Annotated in this window: 21 protein-coding genes; 13 read left to right on the top strand and 8 right to left on the bottom strand. The window is 72.5% G+C overall.

The annotated features are described in order from the left end of the window. The first annotated feature begins 153 nt into the window (after positions 1-153). The 6 genes from addA (at position 154) to EOE48_RS26015 (ending at position 7,785) form a co-directional block, all read left to right on the top strand. Positions 154-3,600, top strand: coding sequence for a double-strand break repair helicase AddA (gene addA, locus EOE48_RS26040; protein ID WP_127733797.1), 3,447 nt, complete (start codon positions 154-156; stop codon positions 3,598-3,600). Positions 3,601-3,732: 132 nt separating this feature from the next. Continuing rightward, complete coding sequence (trxA, locus tag EOE48_RS26035; protein ID WP_127733796.1) at positions 3,733-4,053, top strand: thioredoxin; 321 nt, start codon at positions 3,733-3,735, stop codon at positions 4,051-4,053. 228 nt (positions 4,054-4,281) lie between these two features. Continuing rightward, the gene (locus EOE48_RS26030; RefSeq protein WP_127733795.1) at positions 4,282-4,731 is read left to right on the top strand and encodes a copper chaperone PCu(A)C domain-containing protein; all 450 of its coding nucleotides are present in this window, start codon (positions 4,282-4,284) and stop codon (positions 4,729-4,731) included. Between the two features lie 79 nt (positions 4,732-4,810). Next, a complete protein-coding gene (locus EOE48_RS26025; RefSeq protein WP_127733794.1) occupies positions 4,811-6,604 on the top strand; it encodes a PQQ-dependent dehydrogenase, methanol/ethanol family in 1,794 nt (597 codons plus the stop codon). A 61-nt stretch (positions 6,605-6,665) separates the two neighbouring features. Next, a complete protein-coding gene (locus tag EOE48_RS26020; RefSeq protein ID WP_127733793.1) occupies positions 6,666-7,184 on the top strand; it encodes a c-type cytochrome in 519 nt (172 codons plus the stop codon). Beyond that, positions 7,150-7,785 (top strand): hypothetical protein, encoded by a 636-nt coding sequence (locus tag EOE48_RS26015; protein ID WP_127733792.1) that lies wholly within the window; start codon positions 7,150-7,152, stop codon positions 7,783-7,785. The genes EOE48_RS26020 and EOE48_RS26015 overlap by 35 nt, the downstream gene beginning before the upstream one ends. Positions 7,786-8,083: 298 nt before the next feature. On the opposite strand, the gene EOE48_RS26010 is transcribed toward EOE48_RS26015, so the two are convergent. After that, on the bottom strand, positions 8,084-8,428 hold the full coding sequence (locus EOE48_RS26010; protein WP_127733791.1) for a hypothetical protein: 345 nt from the start codon (positions 8,426-8,428) through the stop codon (positions 8,084-8,086). 575 nt (positions 8,429-9,003) lie between these two features. Between EOE48_RS26010 and EOE48_RS26005 the strand changes: the two genes are divergently transcribed. Next, positions 9,004-9,414 carry a DUF1236 domain-containing protein gene (locus EOE48_RS26005; RefSeq protein ID WP_127733790.1) on the top strand — a complete coding sequence of 137 codons (411 nt, stop codon included), beginning with the start codon at positions 9,004-9,006 and terminating at the stop codon, positions 9,412-9,414. Positions 9,415-9,664: 250 nt separating this feature from the next. Then, positions 9,665-9,937 (top strand): hypothetical protein, encoded by a 273-nt coding sequence (locus tag EOE48_RS26000; protein WP_127733789.1) that lies wholly within the window; start codon positions 9,665-9,667, stop codon positions 9,935-9,937. A 108-nt stretch (positions 9,938-10,045) separates the two neighbouring features. Here EOE48_RS26000 and mscL read toward each other — a convergent pair whose 3' ends face one another. Next, positions 10,046-10,456 carry a large conductance mechanosensitive channel protein MscL gene (gene mscL, locus EOE48_RS25995; protein ID WP_127733811.1) on the bottom strand — a complete coding sequence of 137 codons (411 nt, stop codon included), beginning with the start codon at positions 10,454-10,456 and terminating at the stop codon, positions 10,046-10,048. A 100-nt stretch (positions 10,457-10,556) separates the two neighbouring features. Between mscL and tam the strand changes: the two genes are divergently transcribed. Continuing rightward, on the top strand, positions 10,557-11,324 hold the full coding sequence (gene tam / locus EOE48_RS25990) for a trans-aconitate 2-methyltransferase (protein ID WP_127733788.1): 768 nt from the start codon (positions 10,557-10,559) through the stop codon (positions 11,322-11,324). 10 nt (positions 11,325-11,334) lie between these two features. Here the strand turns inward: tam and pssA are convergent, their stop codons facing one another. The 4 genes from pssA to EOE48_RS25970 all read right to left on the bottom strand — a co-directional run bounded on the left by pssA (position 11,335) and on the right by EOE48_RS25970 (position 16,422). Further along, positions 11,335-12,192, bottom strand: coding sequence for a CDP-diacylglycerol--serine O-phosphatidyltransferase (gene pssA / locus EOE48_RS25985; RefSeq protein ID WP_127733787.1), 858 nt, complete (start codon positions 12,190-12,192; stop codon positions 11,335-11,337). Positions 12,193-12,201: 9 nt separating this feature from the next. Beyond that, positions 12,202-12,915, bottom strand: a complete 714-nt coding sequence (locus EOE48_RS25980) for a phosphatidylserine decarboxylase (protein ID WP_127733786.1) — start codon at positions 12,913-12,915, stop codon at positions 12,202-12,204. A 328-nt stretch (positions 12,916-13,243) separates the two neighbouring features. Continuing rightward, positions 13,244-15,229, bottom strand: a complete 1,986-nt coding sequence (locus tag EOE48_RS25975; protein ID WP_127733785.1) for an ABCB family ABC transporter ATP-binding protein/permease — start codon at positions 15,227-15,229, stop codon at positions 13,244-13,246. Between the two features lie 53 nt (positions 15,230-15,282). After that, positions 15,283-16,422, bottom strand: coding sequence for a LysM peptidoglycan-binding domain-containing protein (locus EOE48_RS25970; protein WP_127733784.1), 1,140 nt, complete (start codon positions 16,420-16,422; stop codon positions 15,283-15,285). A gap of 213 nt (positions 16,423-16,635) precedes the next feature. Here EOE48_RS25970 and EOE48_RS25965 point away from each other — a divergent pair, with 213 nt between their 5' ends. After that, positions 16,636-17,229, top strand: coding sequence for an LOG family protein (locus EOE48_RS25965; protein WP_127733783.1), 594 nt, complete (start codon positions 16,636-16,638; stop codon positions 17,227-17,229). Between the two features lie 207 nt (positions 17,230-17,436). Here EOE48_RS25965 and cysS read toward each other — a convergent pair whose 3' ends face one another. Next, positions 17,437-18,819 carry a cysteine--tRNA ligase gene (gene cysS / locus EOE48_RS25960; protein WP_127733782.1) on the bottom strand — a complete coding sequence of 461 codons (1,383 nt, stop codon included), beginning with the start codon at positions 18,817-18,819 and terminating at the stop codon, positions 17,437-17,439. 365 nt (positions 18,820-19,184) lie between these two features. On the opposite strand from cysS, the gene EOE48_RS25955 reads away from it, so the two are divergent. After that, complete coding sequence (locus tag EOE48_RS25955) at positions 19,185-19,517, top strand: hypothetical protein (RefSeq protein WP_127733781.1); 333 nt, start codon at positions 19,185-19,187, stop codon at positions 19,515-19,517. A gap of 212 nt (positions 19,518-19,729) precedes the next feature. Next, positions 19,730-20,434 carry a class I SAM-dependent methyltransferase gene (locus EOE48_RS25950; protein ID WP_127733780.1) on the top strand — a complete coding sequence of 235 codons (705 nt, stop codon included), beginning with the start codon at positions 19,730-19,732 and terminating at the stop codon, positions 20,432-20,434. 21 nt (positions 20,435-20,455) lie between these two features. Here the strand turns inward: EOE48_RS25950 and EOE48_RS25945 are convergent, their stop codons facing one another. Next, positions 20,456-20,983, bottom strand: a complete 528-nt coding sequence (locus EOE48_RS25945; protein ID WP_127733779.1) for a CreA family protein — start codon at positions 20,981-20,983, stop codon at positions 20,456-20,458. A 142-nt stretch (positions 20,984-21,125) separates the two neighbouring features. On the opposite strand from EOE48_RS25945, the gene EOE48_RS25940 reads away from it, so the two are divergent. Continuing rightward, entirely contained in the window at positions 21,126-22,133 is a 1,008-nt protein-coding gene (locus EOE48_RS25940) for a DUF2865 domain-containing protein (protein WP_127733778.1), read from the top strand. Positions 22,134-23,111: the final 978 nt, after the last annotated feature.

The following is a 23,111-nucleotide window of genomic DNA, read 5'->3' as shown; positions in this document are numbered from 1 at the left end:
CTTGGGCTGGCATCGCCGCCCCGCTGTGCCCGCGCGGACACGGGCGGCACTTCGCTGTGAACGGGGCGACGCCGCGGCTTGCGGGCCCGTGCCCGGCGGTGCGACCAGAGAGGCTTGGCCGGACGAAGGTTCCCGGCCCGCCGGGAGCGTGCCGTGGGCATCGAAGGGTTCGTGGTCGACGGGATCACCGTGGCGGCGCAGCGCCGCGCCGCCGATCCGCGCGCCTCGGCCTGGGTCTCGGCCAATGCCGGCGCCGGCAAGACCAAGGTGCTCACCGACCGGGTGGTGCGGCTGCTGCTGCACGGGGCGACGCCGGCCCGGATCCTCTGCCTCACCTTCACCAAGGCGGCGGCGGCCAACATGTCGATCCGGGTGTTCGAGCGCCTCGGCCGCTGGGTGACGCTCGACGACGACGCCCTGCGGCGCGAACTCACCGTGCTGGAGGGCGAGGCGCCGGACGCCGCCACCCTGCGCCGGGCCCGGCGCCTGTTCGCCCGCGCCGTCGAGACGCCCGGTGGGCTCAAGATCGAGACCCTGCACGCCCTGTGCGAGCGCCTGCTCCACCTCGTGCCGTTCGAGGCCAACGTGCCGGCGCGCTTCGCCGTGCTCGACGAGGCCCAAACCCGCGAGATGGTCGATCGCGTCATCGATCTCGTGCTCGCGGACGCGGTCGACGGGCGCGACGACCTCAGGCAGGCCCTCGCCCTGGTGGCGCCGGAGGCGGCGGGTGAGGCCCTGCGCAAGGCGATCGCCGCCGCCGTGCAGTGCCGCGACGTGCTTGATCATCCCGACGGGCCCGGGGGGCGGCTTGGGCGCCTGCGCCGGGCGATCGGTGCCGAGGAGGATGTCGGGCAGGTCGAGCGCCGGATGCTGGAGGACGGCCTCGGCGACTGGACCGTCCTGATCGAAGGACTCCGGACCGGGAAGGCGACCGACGAGAAGCGGGCCGAGGCGCTCGCGCTCGCCGCCTCGTTGTCCGGGCCGGAGCGGCTGACCGCGTATCTCGCGGTGTTCTTCAAGGACGAGGGCGCGGGCGACCCCTACGCCGCGTCGAGCCTCGGCACCAAGGCGGTGCCCGCCGCGGTGAAGGAGGCGCTGCTCGCCGAGCAGGAGCGGCTCGCCACCCTGCGCGACCGCCTGCGCGCCGCTCGCGCCTTCGCCCGCACCGAGGCGCTGTTCGTCCTGGCGCGGGAGATCCACCGCCGGGTCGAGTTGCAGAAGGCCCGGCTGGGCGCCCTCGACTTCGACGACCTGATCCACAAGACCCTCGACCTGCTCCAGCGGGTCGATTCGGCCTGGGTGCTGTACAAGCTCGATCGCGGCGTCGACCACGTCCTCGTCGACGAGGCCCAGGACACCAACCCGCGGCAATGGGAGATCCTGCGCCGGATCACCCAGGAATTCTGCGCCGGCGAGGGCGCCCGCGAGCCGGGCCAGGGGCTCGCCCGCACCCGCTTCGCCGTGGGCGACCCGAAGCAGTCGATCTACAGCTTCCAGGGCGCGGCGCCGGAGGAATTCGAGGTCACCCGGCGCGCCTGGCGGCAGGCCGCCCTCGGCGCCGCGCTGCCGTTCGAGGATGTCGGCCTCACCCTGTCGTTCCGCTCCGCCACCGGGGTGCTGCGCGGGGTCGACGCGGTGTTCGCGGTGGCCGAGCATTACCGCGGCCTGTCCTTCGGCGACGCGGCGGTCGGCACCGTCCACACCACCGCCCGGGTGCGGGCGCCTGGGCAGGTCGAGCTGTGGCCGGTCGAGACCCCCTCCCCTGAGGACGAGCCGGACGCCTGGACCCAGCCGGTCGACGCCGTCGAGGCCGGCGCCCCGGCCCTCGTCACTGCCCGGCGGGTGGCGAAGGCGGTCCGGCACTGGACGACGGGCGGCGACGAGGGCGGCCGGGTCTGGCGCCCGGGCGAGATCCTGATCCTGGTGCGCAAGCGCTCCGCCGCCTTCGAGGGCGTGATCCGCGCGCTCAAGGCCGAGGGCGTGCCGGTGGCCGGCCAGGACCGGCTCGACATCGCCGCCCACATCGCGGTGCTCGACCTCGTGGCGGCGGGCCGGGCCGCGCTGCTGCCCGAGGACGACCTCACCCTCGCCACCGCCCTCAAGACGCCGCTCGTCGCGCTCACCGACGACGACCTCGTGCGCATCGCCGCCGGGCGCGACCCGTCCGAGCCGCTGGTGCGGGCGCTGGCGCGCCACGCCGGGGCCGGCGACCCCGCGGCGGTCCGGGGCGCCGCCGCCCTGGCGCAGTGGCAGGACCTCGCCCGGGCGCACGGACCGTTCGGCTTCTACGCCGACCTGCTCGGGCCGCTCGGCGGCCGCACCGCCCTCGTCGCCCGCCTCGGCGGCGAGGCCGGCGACGCGATCGACGTCTTCCTCACCGCCGCGGCCCAGGCCGAGGCCGGCACCGACGCGCCCTCCCTCACCGGCTTCCTGTCGCGCTACGCGCCGAGCGGCGGGCGCGACGCCGGCGGCCACACGGTGAAGCGCGACCTCGACGCGGCCCGCGACGAGGTGCGGGTGATGACCGTCCACGGCGCCAAGGGGCTGGAGGCCGGTCTCGTCGTGCTGATCGACGGCTGCGAGGTGCTCGGCCGCGACCCGGTGCTGATCCCGGTGGCGGTCGGCGACGGCACGGTGCCGGCGTGGTCGTCGGCGAAGGCCCACGACTGCGCCGAGATCGCCGCCGCCCGCGAGGCGCTGCACGAGCGCGCCCGCGAGGAGCACAACCGGCTGCTCTACGTCGCGATGACCCGGGCCGCTGACCGGCTGGTGATCGCGCCCTATCGCGGCAACGACCGCGAGACGCCGGGCGAGGCGTGGTGCGAGATGGTGCGACGCGGCCTCGTGGCGGCCTTCGGCGGCGTCGAGCGCACCGAGATGCCCTACGGCCCGTCCGAGTGCTGGCGCGAGGGGGCGGCCTTGCCGGCCCCACCCGCGACCGCGGTGCCGGTGCCCGCGCCGGGCGCCCTGCCCGACTGGCTGCGCCGGCCGCTGCCGCCGGAAGCCGAGCCGACGCCGCCCCTGCGCCCCTCCGGCCTCGGCGCCGCCGACGAGCCGCGCCGGTCGGATGCCCGCTCCAGCGACCCGGCGGCGCGCCGGCGCGGCGTGCTGATCCACGCCCTGCTTGAACATCTGCCCGCCCTGCCTCCGGAGCGGCGCGAGGGCGCGGCGGCGGCGTTCCTCGCCGCCCGCGCCCCGGGGCTCGACGCCGGCACCCGGGCCGGCATCGCCGCCGACGTGCTGCGGCTCCTCGCCGACCCGGCCCTGGCGATCTTGTTCGGGGACGCGGCGCGGGCCGAGGTGACCCTCGCCGGCCGGGTCGCGATCGGCGGGAGCGAGCGCCCGGTCCACGGCCGCGTCGACCGGCTGGCGGTGACGCCGGACGCGGTCTGGCTCGTCGACTTCAAGACCGGGCGCCCGCCCGCCGCCGACGCGCCGGTGCCGCGCGGGCAGGCGGCGCAGGTCGCGCTCTACGCCGCCTTGCTGGCAACGATCTATCCCGACCGCCCGGTCCATCCGCTGCTGGTCTGGACCGGCGGCCCGGTGGTGCGCCGGCTGTCGGACGGCGAGAGGGCCGAGGCGCTGGCGGTCCTCGCCTGAGGCGCGTGCGCTTGCGCACAGCCGAATCTGCGGGCCCTCTCCGGCCCGGCTTGATCGGGTTCCGGGCGGTTCCTACGTTGCGCTCACTCGGGACGGCTCGGGTTTCGCCCCGCAGCGGAAAGGTTGACGACGATGGCGACCATGAAGGTGACGGATGCGAGCTTCCAGAAGGACGTGCTGGAAGCCTCGGAGCCCGTCGTGGTGGATTTCTGGGCCGAGTGGTGCGGCCCGTGCCGGGCGATCGGGCCGGCGCTGGAGGAGATCTCCGGCGAGATGCAGGGCCGGGTGAAGATCGCCAAGGTCAACGTCGACGAGAATCCCGGCATCGCGTCGCAATACGGGATCCGCTCGATCCCGACGCTGATGATCTTCAAGGACGGCCAGCTCGCCAGCCAGAAGGTCGGCGCCGCCCCCAAGGGCGACCTGTCGCGCTGGATCCAGGCCAGCGCCTGACCCGCGCGCCGGTTGCCGGCGATCCGAATCCGTCGAGCCCGGCCCGCGTGGCCGGGCTTTTTCGTGCCGGCGGCAAATTTCGAATTCTGAATTGGAATGCCTTGACGCGGGTCGCGCCCGGGATATTCTGCCCGTAAGCAACGCCTAAGAAAGCGTTCAATAGAACGGGAGGGTGTCCATGGCAAAGGTCATGGTGCGGCGCAGCACGTCGCGCATCGGAGGCGCTCGATGACTGTGCCGAGGTCCGCCGCACTGGCAGTTTTCGGGCTGTTTCACCTGATTTTTTCCCTGAAGACCGCGCAAGCGGGCGAGATTTCGATCGTTCAGGCCTGGATCGCGCCGAATTCGACCATCGGGGCCGACATCCCGCTGCACATGACCGTGGTCAATGCCGGCGCCGAGGGCGACGCGCTGCTGCGGGTGCGCTGCCCGATGGCGAACTTCAGCGAGAAGGTGACGGTCGACAAGGGCGGCGAGGGTGCGCCGTCGCGCCGGGCCGTGCCGACGATCGCGGTCCGCGCCGGCGGCGACACCCGCCTCACCGCCGAGGGACACCACGTCATGCTGCTGCAGACCCGGCAGGTGCTGGCCGAGGGCGAGACCTTCGAGTGCGCGACGAGCTTTCGCCGGGCCGGGCCGGTGCCGATGACCGTGACGGTCAGGACCCCGCCGACCTGAGCCGCAGGCCCGCGGAACGGACGCGCGACCGACCGCACAAGAGCGGCGCGCGAGAGGAAGCGATCTGGAGGAAGCCACCATGACCCGATTCTCGACCCGCTGCCGGCGCGCGCTCGCGGCCGGAACCGCGCTCGCTCTCGTCACCGCGGCGGCCCAGGCTCAGGCCCCGACGCAGGGCGCCGCCCCGGCGCCGGCGACCGGCCAGACCGTCGACCAGAACCGCCTGCTCAAGGCCGACAAGGAGGAGGGCAACTGGCTCCTCCACCACAAGAACTTCGGCGCCCACCGCTACTCGACCCTCGCCCAGATCAACCGCGACACGGTGAAGAACCTGAAGGTCGCCTGGACGATGCATCTCGGCGGCATCGAGGGCGGCGGCATCTGGAGCCACGGCGGCCTGGAGGGCACCCCGATCGTCGAGAACGGGATGATGTACGTCACCGACGGCTGGGGCTCGGTCTACAAGATCGACACCCGCAACGGCGCCGGCAAGCTCCTGTGGAAGATGGACCCGAAGACCGACCGCGAATGGGCCGGCGCGGTGGCGTGCTGCGGCGTCAACAACCGCGGCGTCGCCCTGTGGGGCAACCAGGTCATCTCCCACACCCTCGACGGCCGGCTGATCGCCACCGACAAGGAGACCGGGCAGGTCGCGTGGCAGCGGCAGGTCGCCGACCCGGACAAGGGCGAGACCATCACGGGCGCGCCGCTGGTCGTGCACGACATGGCGGTGAGCGGCGTCGGCGGGGCCGAGTACGGCATCCGCGGCTGGATCGCCGCCACCGACCTCAAGAGCCAGAAGGAGATCTGGCGCACCCACACCATCCCGGGCAAGGGCGAGCCCGGCATCGAGACCTGGAAGGGTCCGAACAACGCCGAGGTCAGCGGCGGCGGTTCGACCTGGGTCACGGGCAGCTACGACCCCGACACCGACCTCATCATCTGGGGCGTCGGCAATCCCGGGCCGGACTGGGACAACACCTACCGCCCGGGCGACAACCTCTACACCGATTCGACGGTCGCCCTCGACGCCAAGACCGGCGCGATCAAGTGGCACTTCCAGCACACGCCGAACGACCCCTACGACTACGACAGCGTGTCGGAGAACCTGCTGGTCGATGCCGGCGGCAAGAAGATGGCGCTGGAGGCCGACCGCAACGGCTTCGCCTACGCGGTCGACCGCACCAACGGCCAGTTCCTGTGGGCGACCCCGTTCGTCAAGAAGGTGACCTGGACCCGCGGCATCAACCCCGACACCGGCAAGCCGTTCGAGTACGACCCGACCAAGGACGTGCAGCGCTACAATCCGGCGGTGACGCCGCATCCCGAGAACAAGGTCGCGGATGTCTGCCCCGGCAACATGGGCGGCAAGAACTGGCCGCCGACCGCCTACCATCCGGGCACCGGGCTCTGGTACATCCCGGTGATCGAGAGCTGCAACCGCATCACCCACGAGACGATGACCACCGCGAGCCTCAAGCCGCGGGAGTTCTTCACCGGCGGCGGCCCGACCCAGCCGTTCCGCATCACCGGCAGCGTCACGGCGATCGACGTCAACACCGGCAAGGTCGCGGCCAAGCTGGAGACGCCGTTCCCGCTGCTCGGCGGCATGCTGGCGACGCCGGACCTCGTCTTCACCGGCGAGCCGGACGGGCGGGTGATGGCGCTCGACGCCAAGACGCTGGCCAAGATGTGGGAGTTCAACACCGGCGGCGGCGTCAACGCCCCGCCGATGACCTTCACGGTCGACGGCAAGCAGTACCTCGCGATCCTGGTCGGCCTCGGCGGCGCCTGGGACAAGTGGTTCATCGACTCGACGCCGGAGCTGAAGTCGATCCAGGCCGGATCGATGCTCTACGTCTTCGCGCTCTGAAGCTCACCCCGCGATCAGCCGGCGCGGACCGTCACGGTCCGCGCCGCGACGAGGCCCATCGATGCTCAAAGTCACCCTGCCGGCCCTCGCGGTCGGCCTGATCTCGGCCGTCGCGGCGGCGCAGCAGCCGCCGCGCCCGGATCCCGGTCTGGCGGTCTACAAGAAGGCGAACTGCGTCGGGTGCCACAAGTGGCACGGCGGCGGCGGCGGAGGCTACGGCGGCGACGCCCTGTCCCTGCGCCACACCCAGCTCACCCGCGAGCAGATCATCGAGACGGTGAATTGCGGCCGCCCCGGAACCGGCATGCCGTTCCACCTGCGCGGCGCCTACGACGCCACCAAGTGCTACGATTCCCTGCGCGCCGAGATGGGCGCCCAGATGCCGCCGGAGGGCACCGCCTTCCTGCGCCAGAGCGAGGTCGAGGCGGTCGCGACCTACGTCGCCGAATCCCTGAAGGGCAAGGGCGAGCCGACGCTCGCCGACTGCACCGCCTTCTTCGGCGACACCTCCCGAGCCTGCGACCTCTACCGGAAGGAGACGCGCGATGGCACGCCCGCGCCGCAGCAGACCACGCATTGACCTCGCCGCCGCCCTGATCGCCGGGCTGATCTCCGGCCCCGCCCTGGCGGCGACCCCGGACACGACCGACCTGCGCGAGGTCCGGGTCGGCATGCCGATCGCCGAGCTGCCGATGGCCGGCTTCGACCACCTCACCTGCCGCGGCCCGCAGCCGCGGGAGATCGCCTCGTGGCAGGACTGGCGCACCTGCCCGGCCGACGAGCGCGGCCAGCGGACGATCGGCTTCCGCTACGACGACGCGCGCAAGGGCACCAAGGTGGCAGGCCACCCGGCGCTCCTGAGCCTGCGGGTCGGCGAGGATGCCCGCGTCGACGGGCTCGAGATCGAGACCGACCCGAAGGCGCCGATGTTCCTGCGCAAGAAGGGTTTCCTGCTCGGCCTCCAGGCCCGGGCGCATTGGGGCGACGAGGGCTGGACCTGCGAGACCCGGACCCCGAGCGGCGACGAGAGCCCGATCGGCGACACCTTCGTCAAGGAGGTCTGCCGCAAGGCGCTGCCGCACCGGACCGTGACCGTCCTGCGCGAGCTCTACCGCCCGATCGGGCAGGAGCTGCGCGCCTTCGTCAGCCGCACCCGCATCTCGATCGCGGGGACCGACTAGAGCGCTTCAGAATCGCGCTGCGATCGCGAAGCTCTCCAGGTCTTTGATTTCGCCGCATTTCCTTCGACGAACCGGTCTCACTTCGTCGAAGATGCTCTGGGCAGATATCGCAGAAGCGGTCGCCGGTTCTGCGACAAAAATCTGCGACAAGACAGGGATCCAAGCGGACGAAGCGTCGGCCTGCCAACGCAAGTCTGCTGAGAGCGGAATCCGATCGCGCGGCGATCGGCCCCTCCCCTCGCCGCGTGCGCCGTGCCGTCGATCACGAAGCCGGGCTCGCTTCGCCCGACGGCGCGGGTCAGTGCGGAGCCGCGTCGGGCTTGTCGGTGCGCTGGCCCGCGACCCAGGTGTCCCACAGCAGGATCAGTTTCTGCAGCTTCTGGGTGCGCACCGGATCGTAGGTCTCGCGCAGCTCGGCCCTGAGCGCAGCGATGCGGTCGGGGTCGAAGGCGAGGCTCGCGAGGTCGAGGGAGTTGGCCCGCATCGCCACGACCAGCGACTGGAAGCTCTGGGCGGGCGTCGCCGGGCCGCTCTCGGTGCCGGCGATCCAGGCGTCGCCGGCCAGGGCCGCGGCCTGGATCTGCACCGGGCTGAGGCCGGGGTTGACGCCGGCGGTGGCCGCCGCGCCGGGTGCCCCGGGCACCGACGGCGGCGACGGGGCTGGAGCGCCCCGTGGCAGCAGCACGGAGGCAGCCCCCGAAGGAAGGACCGGCGTCATCTCGCCCACTCTCGTCGTGGCCGCCGGACACGTCATGTGGCCGCCGGACCGGGCTTGCGCGGCGACCATCATCTCGCCGGAGGTTCCACACCTTATCCGCGCAATCGTTACCGAAGTGTCGATGCGGCGCATCTACGAAGCGGCTTGCGAGGTCTTTGCATGCACTTGCCGGCCTTCTCCGGAAGCGCGGACCGCAAAGCAGCCGGAACCGCCGCGACGCCGGCGCGGGTCCGGACGGGGCTCCGCCGGTCCGTCCCCGCCGGGCGACCCCCTGTCGATACTGCACTGGACTATGGCAGGTCCCGCCCGCGCCGCGGCTGGTCTGGCCGGAACCCGCCGCCGGGCGAGGGCGGCCCCGCCTGGACCTTCCGCGGAGCGGCCCGGGCGTGTCGCGACGGTTCGGCATTTTCAACTGAACCGTTTCGCCTCCTGGGGAGTTAGCACCGCCAAGAAGCCGCAGCGACCTGAACGGTGCGGCCCGCGAGATGGAGACCCTCACCATGAAGAAGACCCTCGTGATCGCCGCCGCCCTCTCGGCGCTGACCCTGCCGATGGCCGCCCAGGCCCAGGGCCTGATCCCGGGCGCCCAGCGCGGCGCCGAGGAAGGTGCTGCGGCGGCCGGCCCGATCGGCGGCATCGTCGGCGGCGCGGTCGGCGCGGCCACCGGCGCGGTCGGCGGCCTGCTCGGCGTCGACGACCGTCCGCGCTTCCGCTCGTACGCCGTGCGCCAGCACCGCTCGTACGACTGGGACGGCGACGTCGCGGTCGGCACCGTGCTGCCGTCCTCGGGCGTGAGCTACTACGAGGTTCCGTCCGACTACGGCATCCGCGGCCGCCGCTACACCGTGGTCAACGACCGCGTCGTGCTGGTCGATCCGGCGACCCGCCGCGTCGTGCAGATCGTCGACTGACGTTCCGCCGCGGCGACCGGGGCGCCGGCCACTCGGCCGCCGCCCGGTGCTCGCGAGACCAGATCGAGCAAACCCCGGCCCCGCGGCCGGGGTTTTGCTTTTCCGGGCCCGGGAAACCCGCGTGGAGACGCAACGACTGTCGCCGCCACGGCGTTGAGGGGGCTCGGAATCACGACCGCGACTCCGTCTCCCCACCGTCAGAGCCACCCCGCCGGCCGTCTCCACGGCCTTCAGGACAGCGAGACCTGCGATGTCCGATACCGACGACAGCCACGCCGCCCTGCCGGAACCGGTCCGCACCCATCTCGGCCAGCAGTTGCGGTCGGTCTACAACGCGTCGGCCGAGAAGCCGCAATATCTCGGCGACCCGGCGCTTCCGCCCGAGCTCGGCCCGCATCTGCGCCGCCTGGAGACCCGGCTCAAGGCCCGGGAGACCGGGACCGGTGCCGTCGAGGACGCGCTGAAGGATCTGCTCGACCGCGAGCCGGCGGGCCGCGCCGCCGGCACCGGGCCGCGCGGCTGATACGGATTTCGGACGATTCCGTCCGAAATCCGTATCACCAGTCCGCGCGGCGCTTGAGCGAAGCCGGTTTCCGCATGGCGAAGCAGTTAATCGGAACCCGTACGAGCCCTATCGCCGCGCCGCCAGGATGTCGCGGATCTCGGTGAGCAGCTTCACGTCGGCCGGATCCTCCTTCTTCGCCTCCTCCCGGTGCTGGAGCCGGTTGATCGCCCGGATCGCCACGAACAGCACGAAGGCGATGATGAGGAAGTTGATCGCCACGGTGAGGAACTGGCCGTAGCCGAACACCGCGCCCTGCTTCTTCGCCTCGGCGTAGGGGGCGCCGGGCTGCACCGCCGAGGACAGGCGGATGTAGTAGTTCGAGAAGTCGAGGCCGCCGGTCAGGGCGCCGACCACCGGCATGATGACGTCCTGGACCAGTGAGGTCACGATCGCCCCGAAGGCGGTGCCGATCACCACCCCGACCGCGAGGTCGATCACGTTGCCCCGCAGGGCGAATGTCTTGAATTCCTCGATCATCGACGCCATGGCCGTCTCCTTGCCGCCGCACGCGGGGGGCAAGGACGAAGCTTGGGCGCGCGGCCCCGTGATCCAGGGCCGGCGCCGCGGAGACGCACCGATGAGCGACTGGGACGCGGCGCAGTACCTCAAGTTCGCCGACGAGCGCACCCGGCCGGCGGCCGACCTGCTGGCGCGGGTGCCGCTGGCACGGGCGGCACGGGTGGTCGATCTCGGCTGCGGGCCGGGCAACAGCACCGCGCTGCTGCGGGCGCGCTTTTCCGACGCGGACCTGACCGGGATCGATTCCTCGCCCGACATGCTGGGGCAGGCGCGCGTCGCCCTGCCGGAGGTGGCGTTCGTCCAGGCCGACCTCGCCGCCTGGACGCCCGCGGCGGCGCCCGACCTGCTGTTCGCCAACGCGGTGCTGCAATGGCTGCCCGACCACGCCGCGCTGCTGGCCCGCCTCGCCGGGTTCCTGGCGCCGGGGGGCTGCCTCGCGGTGCAGATGCCCGACAACCTCGACGAGCCCTCGCACCGGCTGATGCGCGAGGTCGCGGCCGAGGGCCCGTGGCGCGACCGGCTCGCCGGCATCGCCCGCACCCGGCTCGGCTCGTTTTCCGACTACGACCGCTGGCTGACCCGGGCCGGCTGCCGCGCCGACCTGTGGCGCACCACCTACGTCCATCCCCTGTCCGGGCACGGCGGCATCGTCGAGTGGGTGCGGGGCACCGGGCTGCGGCCCTACCTCGCGCCGCTCGACCCGGAGATGCGGGGGGAGTTCCTCGCCCGCTACGAGGCCGCCCTCGCCCGCGCCTACCCGGCCCAGGACGACGGGCGGGTGCTGCTGCCGTTCCCGCGGCTGTTCCTGGTGGCGCAGCGGGCCTGAGGCAGAATGCTCAGGCCGCCGGCCCCTCGGGCGTCGCGGCTGGGGCCGCGAGGTCGGCCTTGGCCCGGCGCCGGTACTGGTTGGCGCCGAGCGGGATCGCGCAGAGATAGCCGACGCTCAGCAGCGCCAGCGTCTCGAACGGGAAGCTGATGAACAGCCCGAACCCCGCCACCGTGACGACGAAGATCGGCAGCACGTATTCCCGCGGCACCCGCTTGCCCATGGTCTTGCCGGAGAAGGTCGGCACCGTCGAGATCACCAGGAGCGCGATGACCAGCATGTAGACGAGGGCGACCGGGGCCAGGGCGGTCTCGAACGACAGGCCGAGGAAGTGCAGGTAGAGCGGCAGCAGCACCGTCAGGGCGCCGGCCGGGGCCGGCATGCCGACGAAGAAGTCCTTCTTCCATTCCGGCCGGCTCGGATCGTCCAGCATCACGTTGAAGCGGGCGAGGCGCAACGCCATTGCGATTGCGAAGATCAGCGCGACGATCCAGCCGACCGACTTCAGGTTGTGCAGGGTGAAGCTGTAGAGGATCAGCGCCGGCGCGCAGCCGAAATTGACGAAGTCGGCCAGCGAATCGAGTTCGGCGCCGAAGCGCGAGGTGCCCTTGAGCAGGCGCGCCACCCGCCCGTCGATGCCGTCGAGCACCGCCGCCACCACGATCGCGATCACCGCCGGCTCGAACCGGTCCTCGAAGGCGAGGCGCACGGCGGTGAGGCCGAGGCAGACCGCCATCAGGGTGATCATGTTGGGGATGATCATCCGCACCGGCACCGAGCGGAACCGGCGCGGCTTGGCCTCCGGGCCGGTCCCCTGCGGGCCGGCCTCGTTCGGGTCCGGGGCGAAGGGCGGGAAGAGATCGTCCATGGCGGTCCCTCAGACCCGGCGGAACTGGCGCACCGGGCCGGTGCCGCGCAGGTCGGCGAGCACTGTCTCGCCCGCCACCGCCTTCTGGCCGAGGCCGACCAGCACCCGGGTTCCGGCCGGGAGGTAGACGTCGACCCGCGAGCCGAACCGGATCAGCCCGAAGCGGTCGCCGACCGCGAGGGTCTCGCCGGCCTTGACCCAGTCGACGATGCGCCGGGCCACGAGGCCGGCGATCTGCACCACGCCGACCCGCACGGTCTCGCCGTTGCAGATGGTCTCGACCACGAGGCCGTTGCGCTCGTTGTCCTCGCTCGCCTTGTCGAGTTCGGCGTTGAGGAACAGGCCGGGCGTGTAGTGGATCTGCCCGATCGTGCCGGCGACCGGCAGGCGGTTCACGTGGCAGTCGAACACGTTCATGAACACCGAGATCCGCAGCATCGGCTCGGAGGGCAGGTCGAGCTCCGCCGGCGGCACCACCGTCGAGATCAGGTTGACCCGCCCGTCGGCCGGCGAGATCACCAGCCCGTCGCCGACCGGCACCACCCGCTCGGGATCGCGGAAGAAGTAGCAGACCCACAGGGTGAGCAGGAAGAAGATCCAGCCGAGGAACTGCACGAAGGTGCCGGCGAGCACCGTCAGCACGATGCCGATCGCGATGAAGGGGTAGCCCTCCTTGTGGATCGGCACCAGCACGCGGCGGATCGTCTCGAACAGGTCGGTCATGGGGCCTCGGGCAGCAACAACGCGGTCAACGGCGCCCGCGGATGGCAGGCGCCGCCCCCGCCGTCAATCTCCCGATCCGACGAGACAGGGCCATCGCTTCAGAGCGATGGCCCTGGTTTCCCGCTTGGCCTCAGGCGCCGGCGTTCGCATCCGCTCACTTGGCTCTCGCTCCGCTCTGTGTTCGAGCGGACATTCGCCCCCTCGAACCCGCTCCGCGGGGCGCTCTTCGGGCACAGAGCGCCCCGCGCCCGTCATGCAGCGTCGCCCTGCGGGCGACCGCAGGACAATCGCTGAAGCGATGGCCCTGCCGGCGACAAGGACCGCCGGCTCACGACACCGAGGCCGGCTCCGGCTCCTTGAACGCCCCTGACGGCGGCGGCAGGTCGCCCCGCTCGATCGGGCGGCGCAGGCTCTCGTCGTCCTCGTCCTCCGCGCGCTTGAGCCGCTCGCGCGCCTCGTCGGCCTCGCGCTGGCGGTTCCACAACGCCGCGTAGACGCCGCCGCGGGCGAGCAGGTCGGGGTGGCTGCCGCGCTCGACGATCACGCCGCGGTCGACCACGATGATCTCGTCGGCGCCGACCACCGTCGAGAGCCGGTGGGCGATGACCAGGGTGGTGCGGCCGCGGCTGACCCGGTCGAGGGCGTCCTGGATCTCGCGCTCGGTGAAGGAATCGAGGGCCGAGGTCGCCTCGTCGAGGACGAGGATCGGCGGCCCCTTGAGGATCGTGCGGGCGATGGCGACGCGCTGCTTCTCGCCGCCCGACAGCTTCAGGCCGCGCTCGCCGACCGGGGTGTCGTAGCCCTCCGGCAGGGATGCGATGAAGCGGTCGATCTGGGCGAGGCGGGCGGCCTCGCGCACCTCGTCCTCGCCCGCCTCCCAGCGGCCGTAGCGGATGTTGTAGCCGATCGTGTCGTTGAACAGCACCGTGTCCTGCGGAACCATGCCGAGGGCGGCGCGCAGGGAATCCTGCGTCACCGCCGCGATGTCCTGGCCGTCGATGAGGATGCGGCCGGAGGCCGGCTCGTAGAACCGGAACAGCAGCCGCGACAGCGTCGACTTGCCCGCACCCGACGGGCCGACGATGGCGACGGTGCGGCCGGCCGGGACCTCGAAGCTGACGCCGCGCAGGATCGGGCGGGCCGCGTCGTAGGCGAAGCGCACGTCCTCGAACCGCACCACGCCGGCGGTGACCGCGAGCGGCCTGGCGCCCGGCCGGTCGGCGATCTCCGGGTTCTGGTGCAGGATGCGGAACATGTCGTCGATGTCGATCAGAGCCTGCTTGATCTCGCGGTAGATCATGCCCATGAAGTTGAGCGGCATCGAGAGCTGCACCAGCATCGTGTTGACCAGCACGAAGCCGCCGATCGTGCCCCGTCCGGCCATGATGTCGCGCGCGGCCAACCCCATCACTACCGCCATGCCGATGGTGAAGATCACCGCCTGACCGGCGTTGAGCACCGCGAGCGAGACGTAGGTCTGGGTCGAGGCCTTCTCGTACTTCGCCACCGAGCGGTCGTAGCGCTCGGTCTCGCGCGCCTCGGCGCCGAAATACTTCACGGTCTCGTAGTTGAGCAGCGAATCCACCGCCTTGGTGTTGGCGTCGGTGTCGGACTCGTTCATCCGCTTGCGGATGGCGATCCGCCACTCCGTCGCCTTGTAGGTGAAGCCGAGATAGGCCGCGACCATCGCCAACACGACGGCCGAGTACAGCCAGTCGAACTCCCAGGCGAGGACGCCGAGCACGAGAACGAACTCGACGATGGTCGGCACCAGGGTCAGCACCATCAGGCGCGACAGTTCCTCGATGCCGGCGCGGCCGCGCTCCAGCACCCGGGTCAGGCCGCCGGTCTTGCGCTCCAGGTGGAAGCGCAGGGACAGCCGGTGCATGTGGGCGAAGGTCTGGAGCGCGAGGCGGCGCACCGCGTGCATCGCCACCTTGGCGAACAGACCGTCGCGGACCTGGGTCAGCAGCGACATCGCGATCCGCGACACCGCGTAGAGCGCGATCATCGCGAGCGGCGCCGCCCACAGGCCGGTCGGCGGCGGGCCGGACCCGTCCTTGCCGCCGGTCACCGCCACGAGGGCGTCGGTGGCCCACTTGAAGGTGAACGGCATCGCCAGGGTGACGACCTTGGCGCAGAGCAGGAGCCCGAAGGCGACGAAGACGCGGCGCTGGAGGTCGGGACGGGTGCCGGGCCACAGGTAGGGCCACAGGCGGCGATAGGTCTCGATCAGGCCGGGCCGCCCGGCGGGGGCGCCGGCGGTGGTGTTGGGGTCGGTCACGGCGAAGTCCGGGAGCGTGGAGCCCCGCATATAGGCGTGCGCGCCGGCGGCGGACACCTGCGGCGGCGCAGGCCCCTCGTGTCCTAGCCGCGCTTCTCGGCCGGCGCCATCGTGGCGTCCCGGCCGCCGTCGCCCGGCAGCACGAAGACCTGACCGGGATAGATGCGGTGCGGGTTGCGGATCTGCGGCTGGTTGGCGCCGAAGATCACCGTGTAGCGCAGGCCGCGGCCGTAGACCCGCCGGCTGATGCTCCACAGGTTGTCGCCGCGGACCACCTGCGCCGTCCCGACGCCGGGAACGAACACCACGCCGGGCTCGCCGGCCCCCGCGACCCGCACGGTCGCGTCCGGGGCACGGCCCTCGGGGGTCGCGCCGGGACCGGACTTCGCGGCCACCGGGCCGTCGAGCCCCTTCGGGTAGGCGAACGGCACCTCGGACCGCGCCTGCACCGTCCCGGAGGCGGGGTCGACCTGATCGATCCGGACCCGGTAGTCGCCGCCGCGCACGCCCCGTCCGATGGTGAAGCTGACGCGCCCGTCCCGTCCGGCCCGTCCCGGAGCCACGAGGGTGTCGTTGAGGTAGAGCCGCGTCTCGGTCCGCGGGGCGCCGCGGGCGCTGACGTGCAGCCGCCCCCCGGCCTCGGCATCGACGCTCACCACCCGCAGGGGCGCCGGGGCGGCGGCGACCGGGGCGGTCTCGTCGGGGCGCGACAGCACGAGCGTCGGCTGGCCGGCGCGGCTGACCGCGACCAGGGGCGGGGCGCGCCGGTCGGCGGCGACCACCACGGTCGCGCTGTCCGACCCCGCGGCGGCGAGGCCGCCACCGCCGGTGCTGCGCAGGGTCACCTCGCTGCTGCCGGCCGGGAACGGCGGCGGCACCAGGGCGAAGTGGCCGTCCGCGTCGGTGCGCCCGCGGGCGAAGGGCTGGCCGCCGACGAGAAGCTCGATCTCGGCGTTCGGCTCGGCGCGGCCGGCGACCACCGCGGCCCCGTCGGGCTCGACCCGGATCACGTCGAAGCGCGGCTCGGCGGGGGCCGGCGCCGGGCGCGCCTCGGCCCGGTCGGCGGGGCGGACGGCGGGCACCGCCTCGGCCTGCGGGGCCGGTTCCGGCGCCGCGCCCTGGCGGACCGCGCGCGTCCCGGTCGCGAGCGCGCCGATGAGCCCGAGGCCGATCACGAGGCCGACGACCGCCAGCGACACGCCCCTGCGCCATTCCGCCGTCATGGCACCCCTCCCCGTCGTCCGCGGCAGGATCCTTGCACCGGTCGTCCGGCAACGCTCGCCCGCCGCGGCCATTCGCCTCCGGGTCGACAAGACGGGAGACGCCCCACCATAGTATCAGCCATCGCGAGGAGACACCACGCCGCGCGGCTCCCCCCTCCGGTCGATGCCCTCGCGCGGCCTCGGGGGCGGCGCGGATCGACCACGGGAGCATCGATGCGAACGGTTTGCGTGTATTGCGGTTCGGGGTTCGGGGCCGATCCGGTCTACAGGGACGCGGCGCGCGACCTCGGCCGCCTGCTGGCCGAGGCGGGGATCGGCCTCGTCTACGGCGGCGGCAATGTCGGGCTGATGGGCACGGTCGCCCGCGCGGTGCTCGACCACGGCGGCCACGTCACCGGCATCATCCCGGACTTCCTCAAGTCGCGCGAGCGCATGCTGGACGACGTGCAGGAGACGATCGTGGTCTCCGACATGCACACCCGCAAGAAGCTGATGTTCGACCGCTCTGACGCCTTCGTGGCCCTGCCGGGCGGCATCGGCACGCTCGAGGAACTGGTCGAGCAGATGACCTGGGCTCAGCTCGGCCAGCACGCCAAGCCGATCCTGCTCCTGTCGGTGGCGGAGTTCTGGGCCCCGCTGCTGGGCCTGTTCGACCACATGCGCCGCAGCGGCTTCATCCGCGAGGGGCTCGACCTGAACTACCTCGTGGCCTCCAACCCCGCCGAGGTGCTGCCGGCCTTGCGCGACGCGATCCGCCGCAGCGCCCCGCGGCCGGAAGCCGAGGCGCTGATCGAGGAGCGGTTCTGAGGCAGGGGTGCAGGGCGCTGGGCTAACCCTCCCCCCTCTGCGGGGGAGGGTGGCGAGCGCAGCGAGCCGGGAGAGGGGAACGCGACGGTTCAGAACGTAGCGCCTTACACAGCTGCCGAGCCACCTCCGGAAGCGTGGTGCCCCTCTCCCGCCCTGCTTCGCAGGGCACCCTCCCCCGCAGAGGGGGGAGGGTTCAGGCCCCCGCCATCACGGCAACGCCGTCCACGTCGTCGTCCCGTCCTTGTTGTCCTTCACGCTGACGCCGAGGGCCGTCAGCGTGTCGCGGATCCGGTCCGACTCGGCCCAGTCCTTGCGCGCCCGCGCCTCCTTGCGGGCGGCGATCAGGGCCTCGACCGCGGCGGCGTCGATGCCCGATGCCGCCACCGCCGCCTGCTCGCGCTCAGAGCGCGAGCGCCGCAGCAGCCCCATCAGGTTCGCCGCCGCCTTGAGGGCGGCGGGCTCGTCGAGGCGGTGCAGGGCGCCGAGCGCCGCCGGGGTGTTGAGGTCGTCGAGCAGCGGCTCCAGGACCGAATCCGGCACCGAGGCGGCGGGAGCCGCGTCGCCGACCGCCTCGTACCAGCGGTCGAGCATCCGGCTCGCCTCGTCCAGCCCCCGCAGAGTCCAGTCGATCGGCTGGCGGTACTGGGTCTTGAGCATGTTCAGGCGCACGACCTCGCCCGGCCAGTCGTTCAGCACCTCGCGGATGGTGACGAAGTTGCCGAGGGACTTCGACATCTTCTCGCCCTCGACCTGCAAAAAGCCGTTGTGGAGCCAGACGTTGGCCATCACCGGGGTGCCGAAGCAGCAGCGCGACTGCGCGACCTCGTTCTCGTGGTGGGGGAACACGAGGTCGATGCCGCCGGCATGGATGTCGAAGGTCTCGCCGAGATGCCGCCACGCCATCGCCGAGCACTCGATGTGCCAGCCCGGCCGGCCGGGCGGGACGATGCCGCAGGGCGAGGGCCAGGACGGCTCGCCGGGCTTCGAGGGCTTCCACAGCACGAAGTCGAGCGGCGAGCGCTTGTAGGGCGCGACGTCGACCCGGGCCCCGGCCTCCATCTCGTCGAGGGGACGCTTCGACAGCGCACCGTAATCGGGCATCGAGGGCACATCGAACAGGACGTGGTCGGCGGCGACGTAGGCGTGGCCGGCGGCGACGAGCCGCTCGGCGATGGAGGCCATCTCGGCGATGTGGTCGGTCGCCCGCGGCTCGACGAAGGCCGGGCGGGCGCCCGGGATGTTGACGTCCGGCGCCATCAGCACGCCGAGGTCGCGGATGTCGGCGTGGAACTGCGCCAGCGTCCCGTCGGTCAGCGCGCGGATGGAGATGCCGCGCTCCTGCGCCCGCGCGTTGATCTTGTCGTCCACGTCGGTGACGTTGCGGGCGTAGGTGACCGCCTCGGCGCCGTAGAGGTGGCGCAGCAGCCGGAACAGCAGGTCGAAGACGATGATCGGGCGCGCGTTGCCGATATGGGCCGCGTCGTAGACCGTCGGGCCGCAGGCATACATCCGCACGTTGGCCGAATCGATCGGCCGGAACGGCTCCTTGGCCCGGGTCAGCGTGTTGTAGAGGCGCAACAACGGGGCCATGAAACACCTTCGGACTCTGTCGGGCCGGAACCATCGCCACGCGGTCCGGCCACGCTCCTAACCTGTTGCGGCACCGCGCTTCGCGCGGGGTGGCGCCGCCCGCGCCGGACCGCGGCGGGCCCGGCCGTTTTCGCCCCGTGTTGCACCTGCGAGACGCCCCGGGCGGCCGATCCGGGTTAGCCCAAATCCGTGAGCTTTTCGAGCCGGAACGGCCCGCCCCTCGCCGGGACGGACCGCGGGCGAGGTGCGGGCGCAGGTCCGTGCCGTCCGACCCGGATCGGGACGCGCACCGGCTGGAATTGAGGTTTTGTTTACCAACCGCTTCCAGTTTCGACGGCAACGATTCCGATCCGGAAGGTCATTTCATGCGACGCACCCGTGCCGCCCTCTGCGCCCTCGGCCTCCTCGCCGGCTTCGCCCTGCCGGCCGCGGCCGCCGAGACGACCGGCCCGGCGGCCGCCCGCACGGAGAAGACCTTCCTGATCCCGTCGAGCGACGGCTACGGCGTCGCCGACTGCCTCGCCAGCACCGGCGGCGAATGCGGCCAGGTCGTCGCCGATGCGTGGTGCGAGTCGCAAGGGTTCTCGCGGGCGGTCTCGTTCGGCGTCGCGGCCAAGGACGAGTATACCGGCGCGATCGAGACGCCGAGCGTGCCGCGCCCGGCCGAGCGCCCGGTCCGCATCACCTGCAAGGAGTGATACGGTTTTGGGACGCTTCGTTCCGAAAACCGTATCACCAGCCCGCGCGGTGGAGCCTTCGGCTCCACACGCCTGAGCGAAGCCGAAATCCGCATCGCGAAAGCGACCGCTTGCGGTCGCCTGAAGCGATCAGTCGGATTTCGTATGAGGCGCGGTCCGGAGGACCCCGCGACGCTCCGGGAACCGGCCCCGCCACTCACGAGAACCGCGCCATGATGCCGAGCCTTGCGCAGCTGTCGCAGCATTTCAACGCGGTCAAGGAGCCGGGCTACCTGGAAATCTACGAGGAGCATTTCGGCCACCTGCGCGACAAGCCGATCAACGTCCTGGAGATCGGGGTGCATCACGGCGGCTCGCTCCTCATGTGGTCGGAGTATTTCCGCTTCGCGCACGTGGTCGGCATCGACATCATGGAGCCGCCGGTGCGGTTCTCCGGCAACATCCGGTTCTGCAAGGGACGTCAGGACGACCCGGACTTCCTGCGGCAGGTCGCCGCGAGCGTGCGCGGGGGGCGGTTCGACATCATCATCGACGACGGGTCGCATTTCGGCCTGTACACGAAGATCGCCTACGAGACCCTGTTCGACGAGCATCTGTCGTCGGGCGGCTACTACGTCATCGAGGACTGGGGAACGGGGTACTGGGACGACTGGCCCGACGGGTCGCGCTACCAGCCGGCCGCCCGCGAATGGGAGATGGCGGCCGAGGAGAAGAACCGCTTCGTCTACGTCGAGGAAGGGTCGTTCGGACACCTGCCCAAGCTGTTCCACAGCCACCAGTTCGGCATGGTCGGCTTCGTCAAGCAGCTCGTCGACGAGGCGCATTACGGGGCGATCCGGAACGTGTCGCCCCGTCGCCCGTCCAAGTTCCGGACCCTCAACCTCTCCGAGGGCGTCGCCCTCATCCGCAAGCGGTAGCCGAGCGGCGGGCGGATCCGGTCACTTGATGAAGTCGCCGCATTTCGGCGGCATCTCCGTGCCCCAGGGCATGAGGGGCACCGTCGAGGTCGAGTTCTTCGGAGAGCCTTGCACCACCTTGTCGGAATAGACCATGTAGATCAGCGTGTTGCGCTTGGCGTCGCAGCCGCGCACGATCTGCATGCTCTTGAAGATCAGCGAGCGGCGCTCGCTGAACACGACCTCGCCCTGCGAGGCCTTGCCCTTGAACGACACCGGGCCGATCTGGCGGCACGACAGCGAGATGTCGGAGACCTCCTCGGCGAGGCCGAGCGTGCCCTTGATGCCGCCCTTCTCGGGCTGGGTGTAGTGGCAGGCGACGCCGGCGACGTCGGGGTCGTCGATGCCGTAGACCACGAGCTTGTCGTTGGGCGTCAGCGGACGCCAGACGGTCGACTTGTCGAAGATGCGGTCGGGATCGTCGGCGGCCTGCGCCGCTCCCGCGGCGAGGCCCGCCGCCAACCCGGCCGCGAGACCGCCGACCACCATGAGACCCCGACGCCACACCATCGCCTCATCCCCAACCTACACAAGCTTAACTTATGTAGGACGGCTGTCGCCGCACGGCGAGGGCCGCTAGAACAGCCCAGTCGCACGAGTCTCCGGCCCCGGTCGAAGACCTCGCCGCCCGCCTCGGTCCCTTCCGGAAGCCATGTCGCCGATACGCTCGATCGCCCGGATCCTCGCCGGTCTCGGTGCCGTCCTCGCCTTCGTCCAGGGCGCCGCGGCGGAGCCCAACCCAGCGGCCTGCCAGCGCTACCGCGCGGAACTGGCCAACCTGCGCCAGGACGCCAACCGCGGCCAGATCGAGGAGATCCAGCGCCTCGTCGCCTACCGTCAGTCGATCGGCTGCGAGGGCGGCCGGTTCCTGTTCTTCGACATGCGGCCGCCGCAATGCGCCCAGGTCGAGCAGCGCATCCGCGCCCTCAACGCCGGCTACGGCGCCGGTGCGACCCAGGTCTCGGACGCGCGCCGCGGCCAGCTCATCGAGGCGGTGAAGGACGCCTGCACCGGCCTGCCGCCGGCGACGCCCAGGACCGCCGACGGCGGCGCTTCCGGCACGGCGGCCGGCGGCTCGCGGGTGATCTGCGTGCGCACCTGCGACGGCGCCTATTTCCCGATGGCGAACCTGCCCGACGGGCGTGAGGGCGCCGACCAGATGTGCAAGGCCCTGTGCCCCGGCACCGAGGCCGCCGCCTACTCGATGCCGCCGACCGACAACGGCCTGCATCAGGCCGCCGCGATCGCGGGCCGCCGCTCCTACGCCTCGCTGCCGAACGCCTTCAAGTTCCAGAAGACCTTCGTGCCGAACTGCTCGTGCAAGGCCGAGGGGCAGACCTGGGCCCAGTCGCTCGTCAAGGCCGAGAGCATGCTGGTCCGGCACAAGGGCGACATCTTCGTCACCCCGGCCCAGGCCGAGATGCTGTCGCGCCCGAAGGTCCGCCTGACCCTCGTCGGCCGCGCCGACCGCACGGCGGCCGCCGTGGCGGCGACCGCCGCCGCCCGCGGCGAGGAGGCCCTGACCGAGGCCGGCACGCCGTCCGAGCCGCGCCAGACCGCCGGCGCCGAGGAGCGGACGCCGATCCGCATCATCGCGCCGGACGTGGTGCCGGTCCCGGCCCAGGTCCGCCTCGACACGGGCGCCCCGGCGACGCCCTGACGGCGCAGACCAGGAACCAAATCCGGCCTGTCCGGTTCGTGGGGTCCCGTCACGTTTCACGGATCCCTCGATGCGACCCCTCCGCGTGCTGCTTCTCACCGGCACGATGCTGCCCGCCCTGCTGCTCCCCGCCGTCGCGTCCGCGCGGGAGGGGGCGGCCGCGGAGACGGTCCGGTTCGCCCAGGCTGGGCCTCCGGAGCGGGGCGGCCCGCCCGAGCGCGGCGGACCCGGCGGCCCCGAGAGAGGCGCCCCGCACGAGCGGCCGGGACCGGCCGAACGTCCGGCCCCGCGGCCGGAGCGCCCCGAGCGACAGGAACGGCCGGAGCCGCCCCGCGAGCGCCCGCCGGCGGCCGAGCGCCCGGCACCGCGGCCGGAACGGCCCGAGCGACCGGACAGGCCCGAGCGCCAGGAACGCCCCGACAGGCAGGACCGCCCCGAGCGCCAGGAACGCCCCGAGAGACCGGAGCGTCCCGACAGGCAGGAGCGTCCCGACAGGCAGGAGCGCCCCGAGCGCCAGGACGCACCGCGCGAGCGGGCGCCCCGGCCCGAACGGCCGCCCGCGCCGCCGGCCGGGGAACGCCAGGAGCGTGACGAGCGCCCGGCGCCGCGGCCCGCACGTCCCGACCAACCCGAGCCGCCGGCCCAGCGCCAGCCCGACCGCCCGGCCGAGCGGCGGCCCGACCCGGATGCGCGCCCGCAGCCGGTGCCCGATCGCCGCCCGCCCGGTGCCCCGGCCCCGCGTGCCCCGGAGGCGCCGGCGCAGCGCGCGCCCGATGCACCCGTCCAGCGCGCGCCCGACGCGCCAGCGCAACGCACCCCCGACGCGCCGCGACCGCCCGCATCCCCGCCGCCGGCCGAGCCCGGACGCCCGGCCGAGCCCGGTCGCCCGGCCGCCCCGATCCCGCCCTCGGCGCAGCCCCCGGCGACCGCCCCGCACATGCAGCCCGGCGTCCCCGGCCGCCCGGTCGGCCGGCCCCC

Source organism: Methylobacterium oryzihabitans (assembly GCF_004004555.2).
Classification (GTDB): domain Bacteria; phylum Pseudomonadota; class Alphaproteobacteria; order Rhizobiales; family Beijerinckiaceae; genus Methylobacterium; species Methylobacterium oryzihabitans.
Note: the sequence above shows the minus strand (reverse complement) of the source record. Positions and strands in the feature narration are given on the sequence as shown.

Excerpts from the sequence above, each read along its gene's own strand:
- trxA (WP_127733796.1), top strand. The coding sequence starts at position 3,733 with ATGGCGACCATGAAGGTGACGGATGCGAGCTTCCAGAAGGACGTGCTG.
- EOE48_RS26030 (WP_127733795.1), top strand. The coding sequence starts at position 4,282 with ATGACTGTGCCGAGGTCCGCCGCACTGGCAGTTTTCGGGCTGTTTCAC.
- EOE48_RS26025 (WP_127733794.1), top strand. The coding sequence starts at position 4,811 with ATGACCCGATTCTCGACCCGCTGCCGGCGCGCGCTCGCGGCCGGAACC.
- EOE48_RS26020 (WP_127733793.1), top strand. The coding sequence starts at position 6,666 with ATGCTCAAAGTCACCCTGCCGGCCCTCGCGGTCGGCCTGATCTCGGCC.
- EOE48_RS26015 (WP_127733792.1), top strand. The coding sequence starts at position 7,150 with ATGGCACGCCCGCGCCGCAGCAGACCACGCATTGACCTCGCCGCCGCC.
- EOE48_RS26005 (WP_127733790.1), top strand. The coding sequence starts at position 9,004 with ATGAAGAAGACCCTCGTGATCGCCGCCGCCCTCTCGGCGCTGACCCTG.
- EOE48_RS26000 (WP_127733789.1), top strand. The coding sequence starts at position 9,665 with ATGTCCGATACCGACGACAGCCACGCCGCCCTGCCGGAACCGGTCCGC.
- mscL (WP_127733811.1), bottom strand. The coding sequence starts at position 10,456 with ATGATCGAGGAATTCAAGACATTCGCCCTGCGGGGCAACGTGATCGAC.
- tam (WP_127733788.1), top strand. The coding sequence starts at position 10,557 with ATGAGCGACTGGGACGCGGCGCAGTACCTCAAGTTCGCCGACGAGCGC.
- pssA (WP_127733787.1), bottom strand. The coding sequence starts at position 12,192 with ATGGACGATCTCTTCCCGCCCTTCGCCCCGGACCCGAACGAGGCCGGC.
- EOE48_RS25980 (WP_127733786.1), bottom strand. The coding sequence starts at position 12,915 with ATGACCGACCTGTTCGAGACGATCCGCCGCGTGCTGGTGCCGATCCAC.
- EOE48_RS25975 (WP_127733785.1), bottom strand. The coding sequence starts at position 15,229 with ATGCGGGGCTCCACGCTCCCGGACTTCGCCGTGACCGACCCCAACACC.
- EOE48_RS25970 (WP_127733784.1), bottom strand. The coding sequence starts at position 16,422 with ATGACGGCGGAATGGCGCAGGGGCGTGTCGCTGGCGGTCGTCGGCCTC.
- EOE48_RS25965 (WP_127733783.1), top strand. The coding sequence starts at position 16,636 with ATGCGAACGGTTTGCGTGTATTGCGGTTCGGGGTTCGGGGCCGATCCG.
- cysS (WP_127733782.1), bottom strand. The coding sequence starts at position 18,819 with ATGGCCCCGTTGTTGCGCCTCTACAACACGCTGACCCGGGCCAAGGAG.
- EOE48_RS25955 (WP_127733781.1), top strand. The coding sequence starts at position 19,185 with ATGCGACGCACCCGTGCCGCCCTCTGCGCCCTCGGCCTCCTCGCCGGC.
- EOE48_RS25950 (WP_127733780.1), top strand. The coding sequence starts at position 19,730 with ATGATGCCGAGCCTTGCGCAGCTGTCGCAGCATTTCAACGCGGTCAAG.
- EOE48_RS25945 (WP_127733779.1), bottom strand. The coding sequence starts at position 20,983 with ATGGTGTGGCGTCGGGGTCTCATGGTGGTCGGCGGTCTCGCGGCCGGG.
- EOE48_RS25940 (WP_127733778.1), top strand. The coding sequence starts at position 21,126 with ATGTCGCCGATACGCTCGATCGCCCGGATCCTCGCCGGTCTCGGTGCC.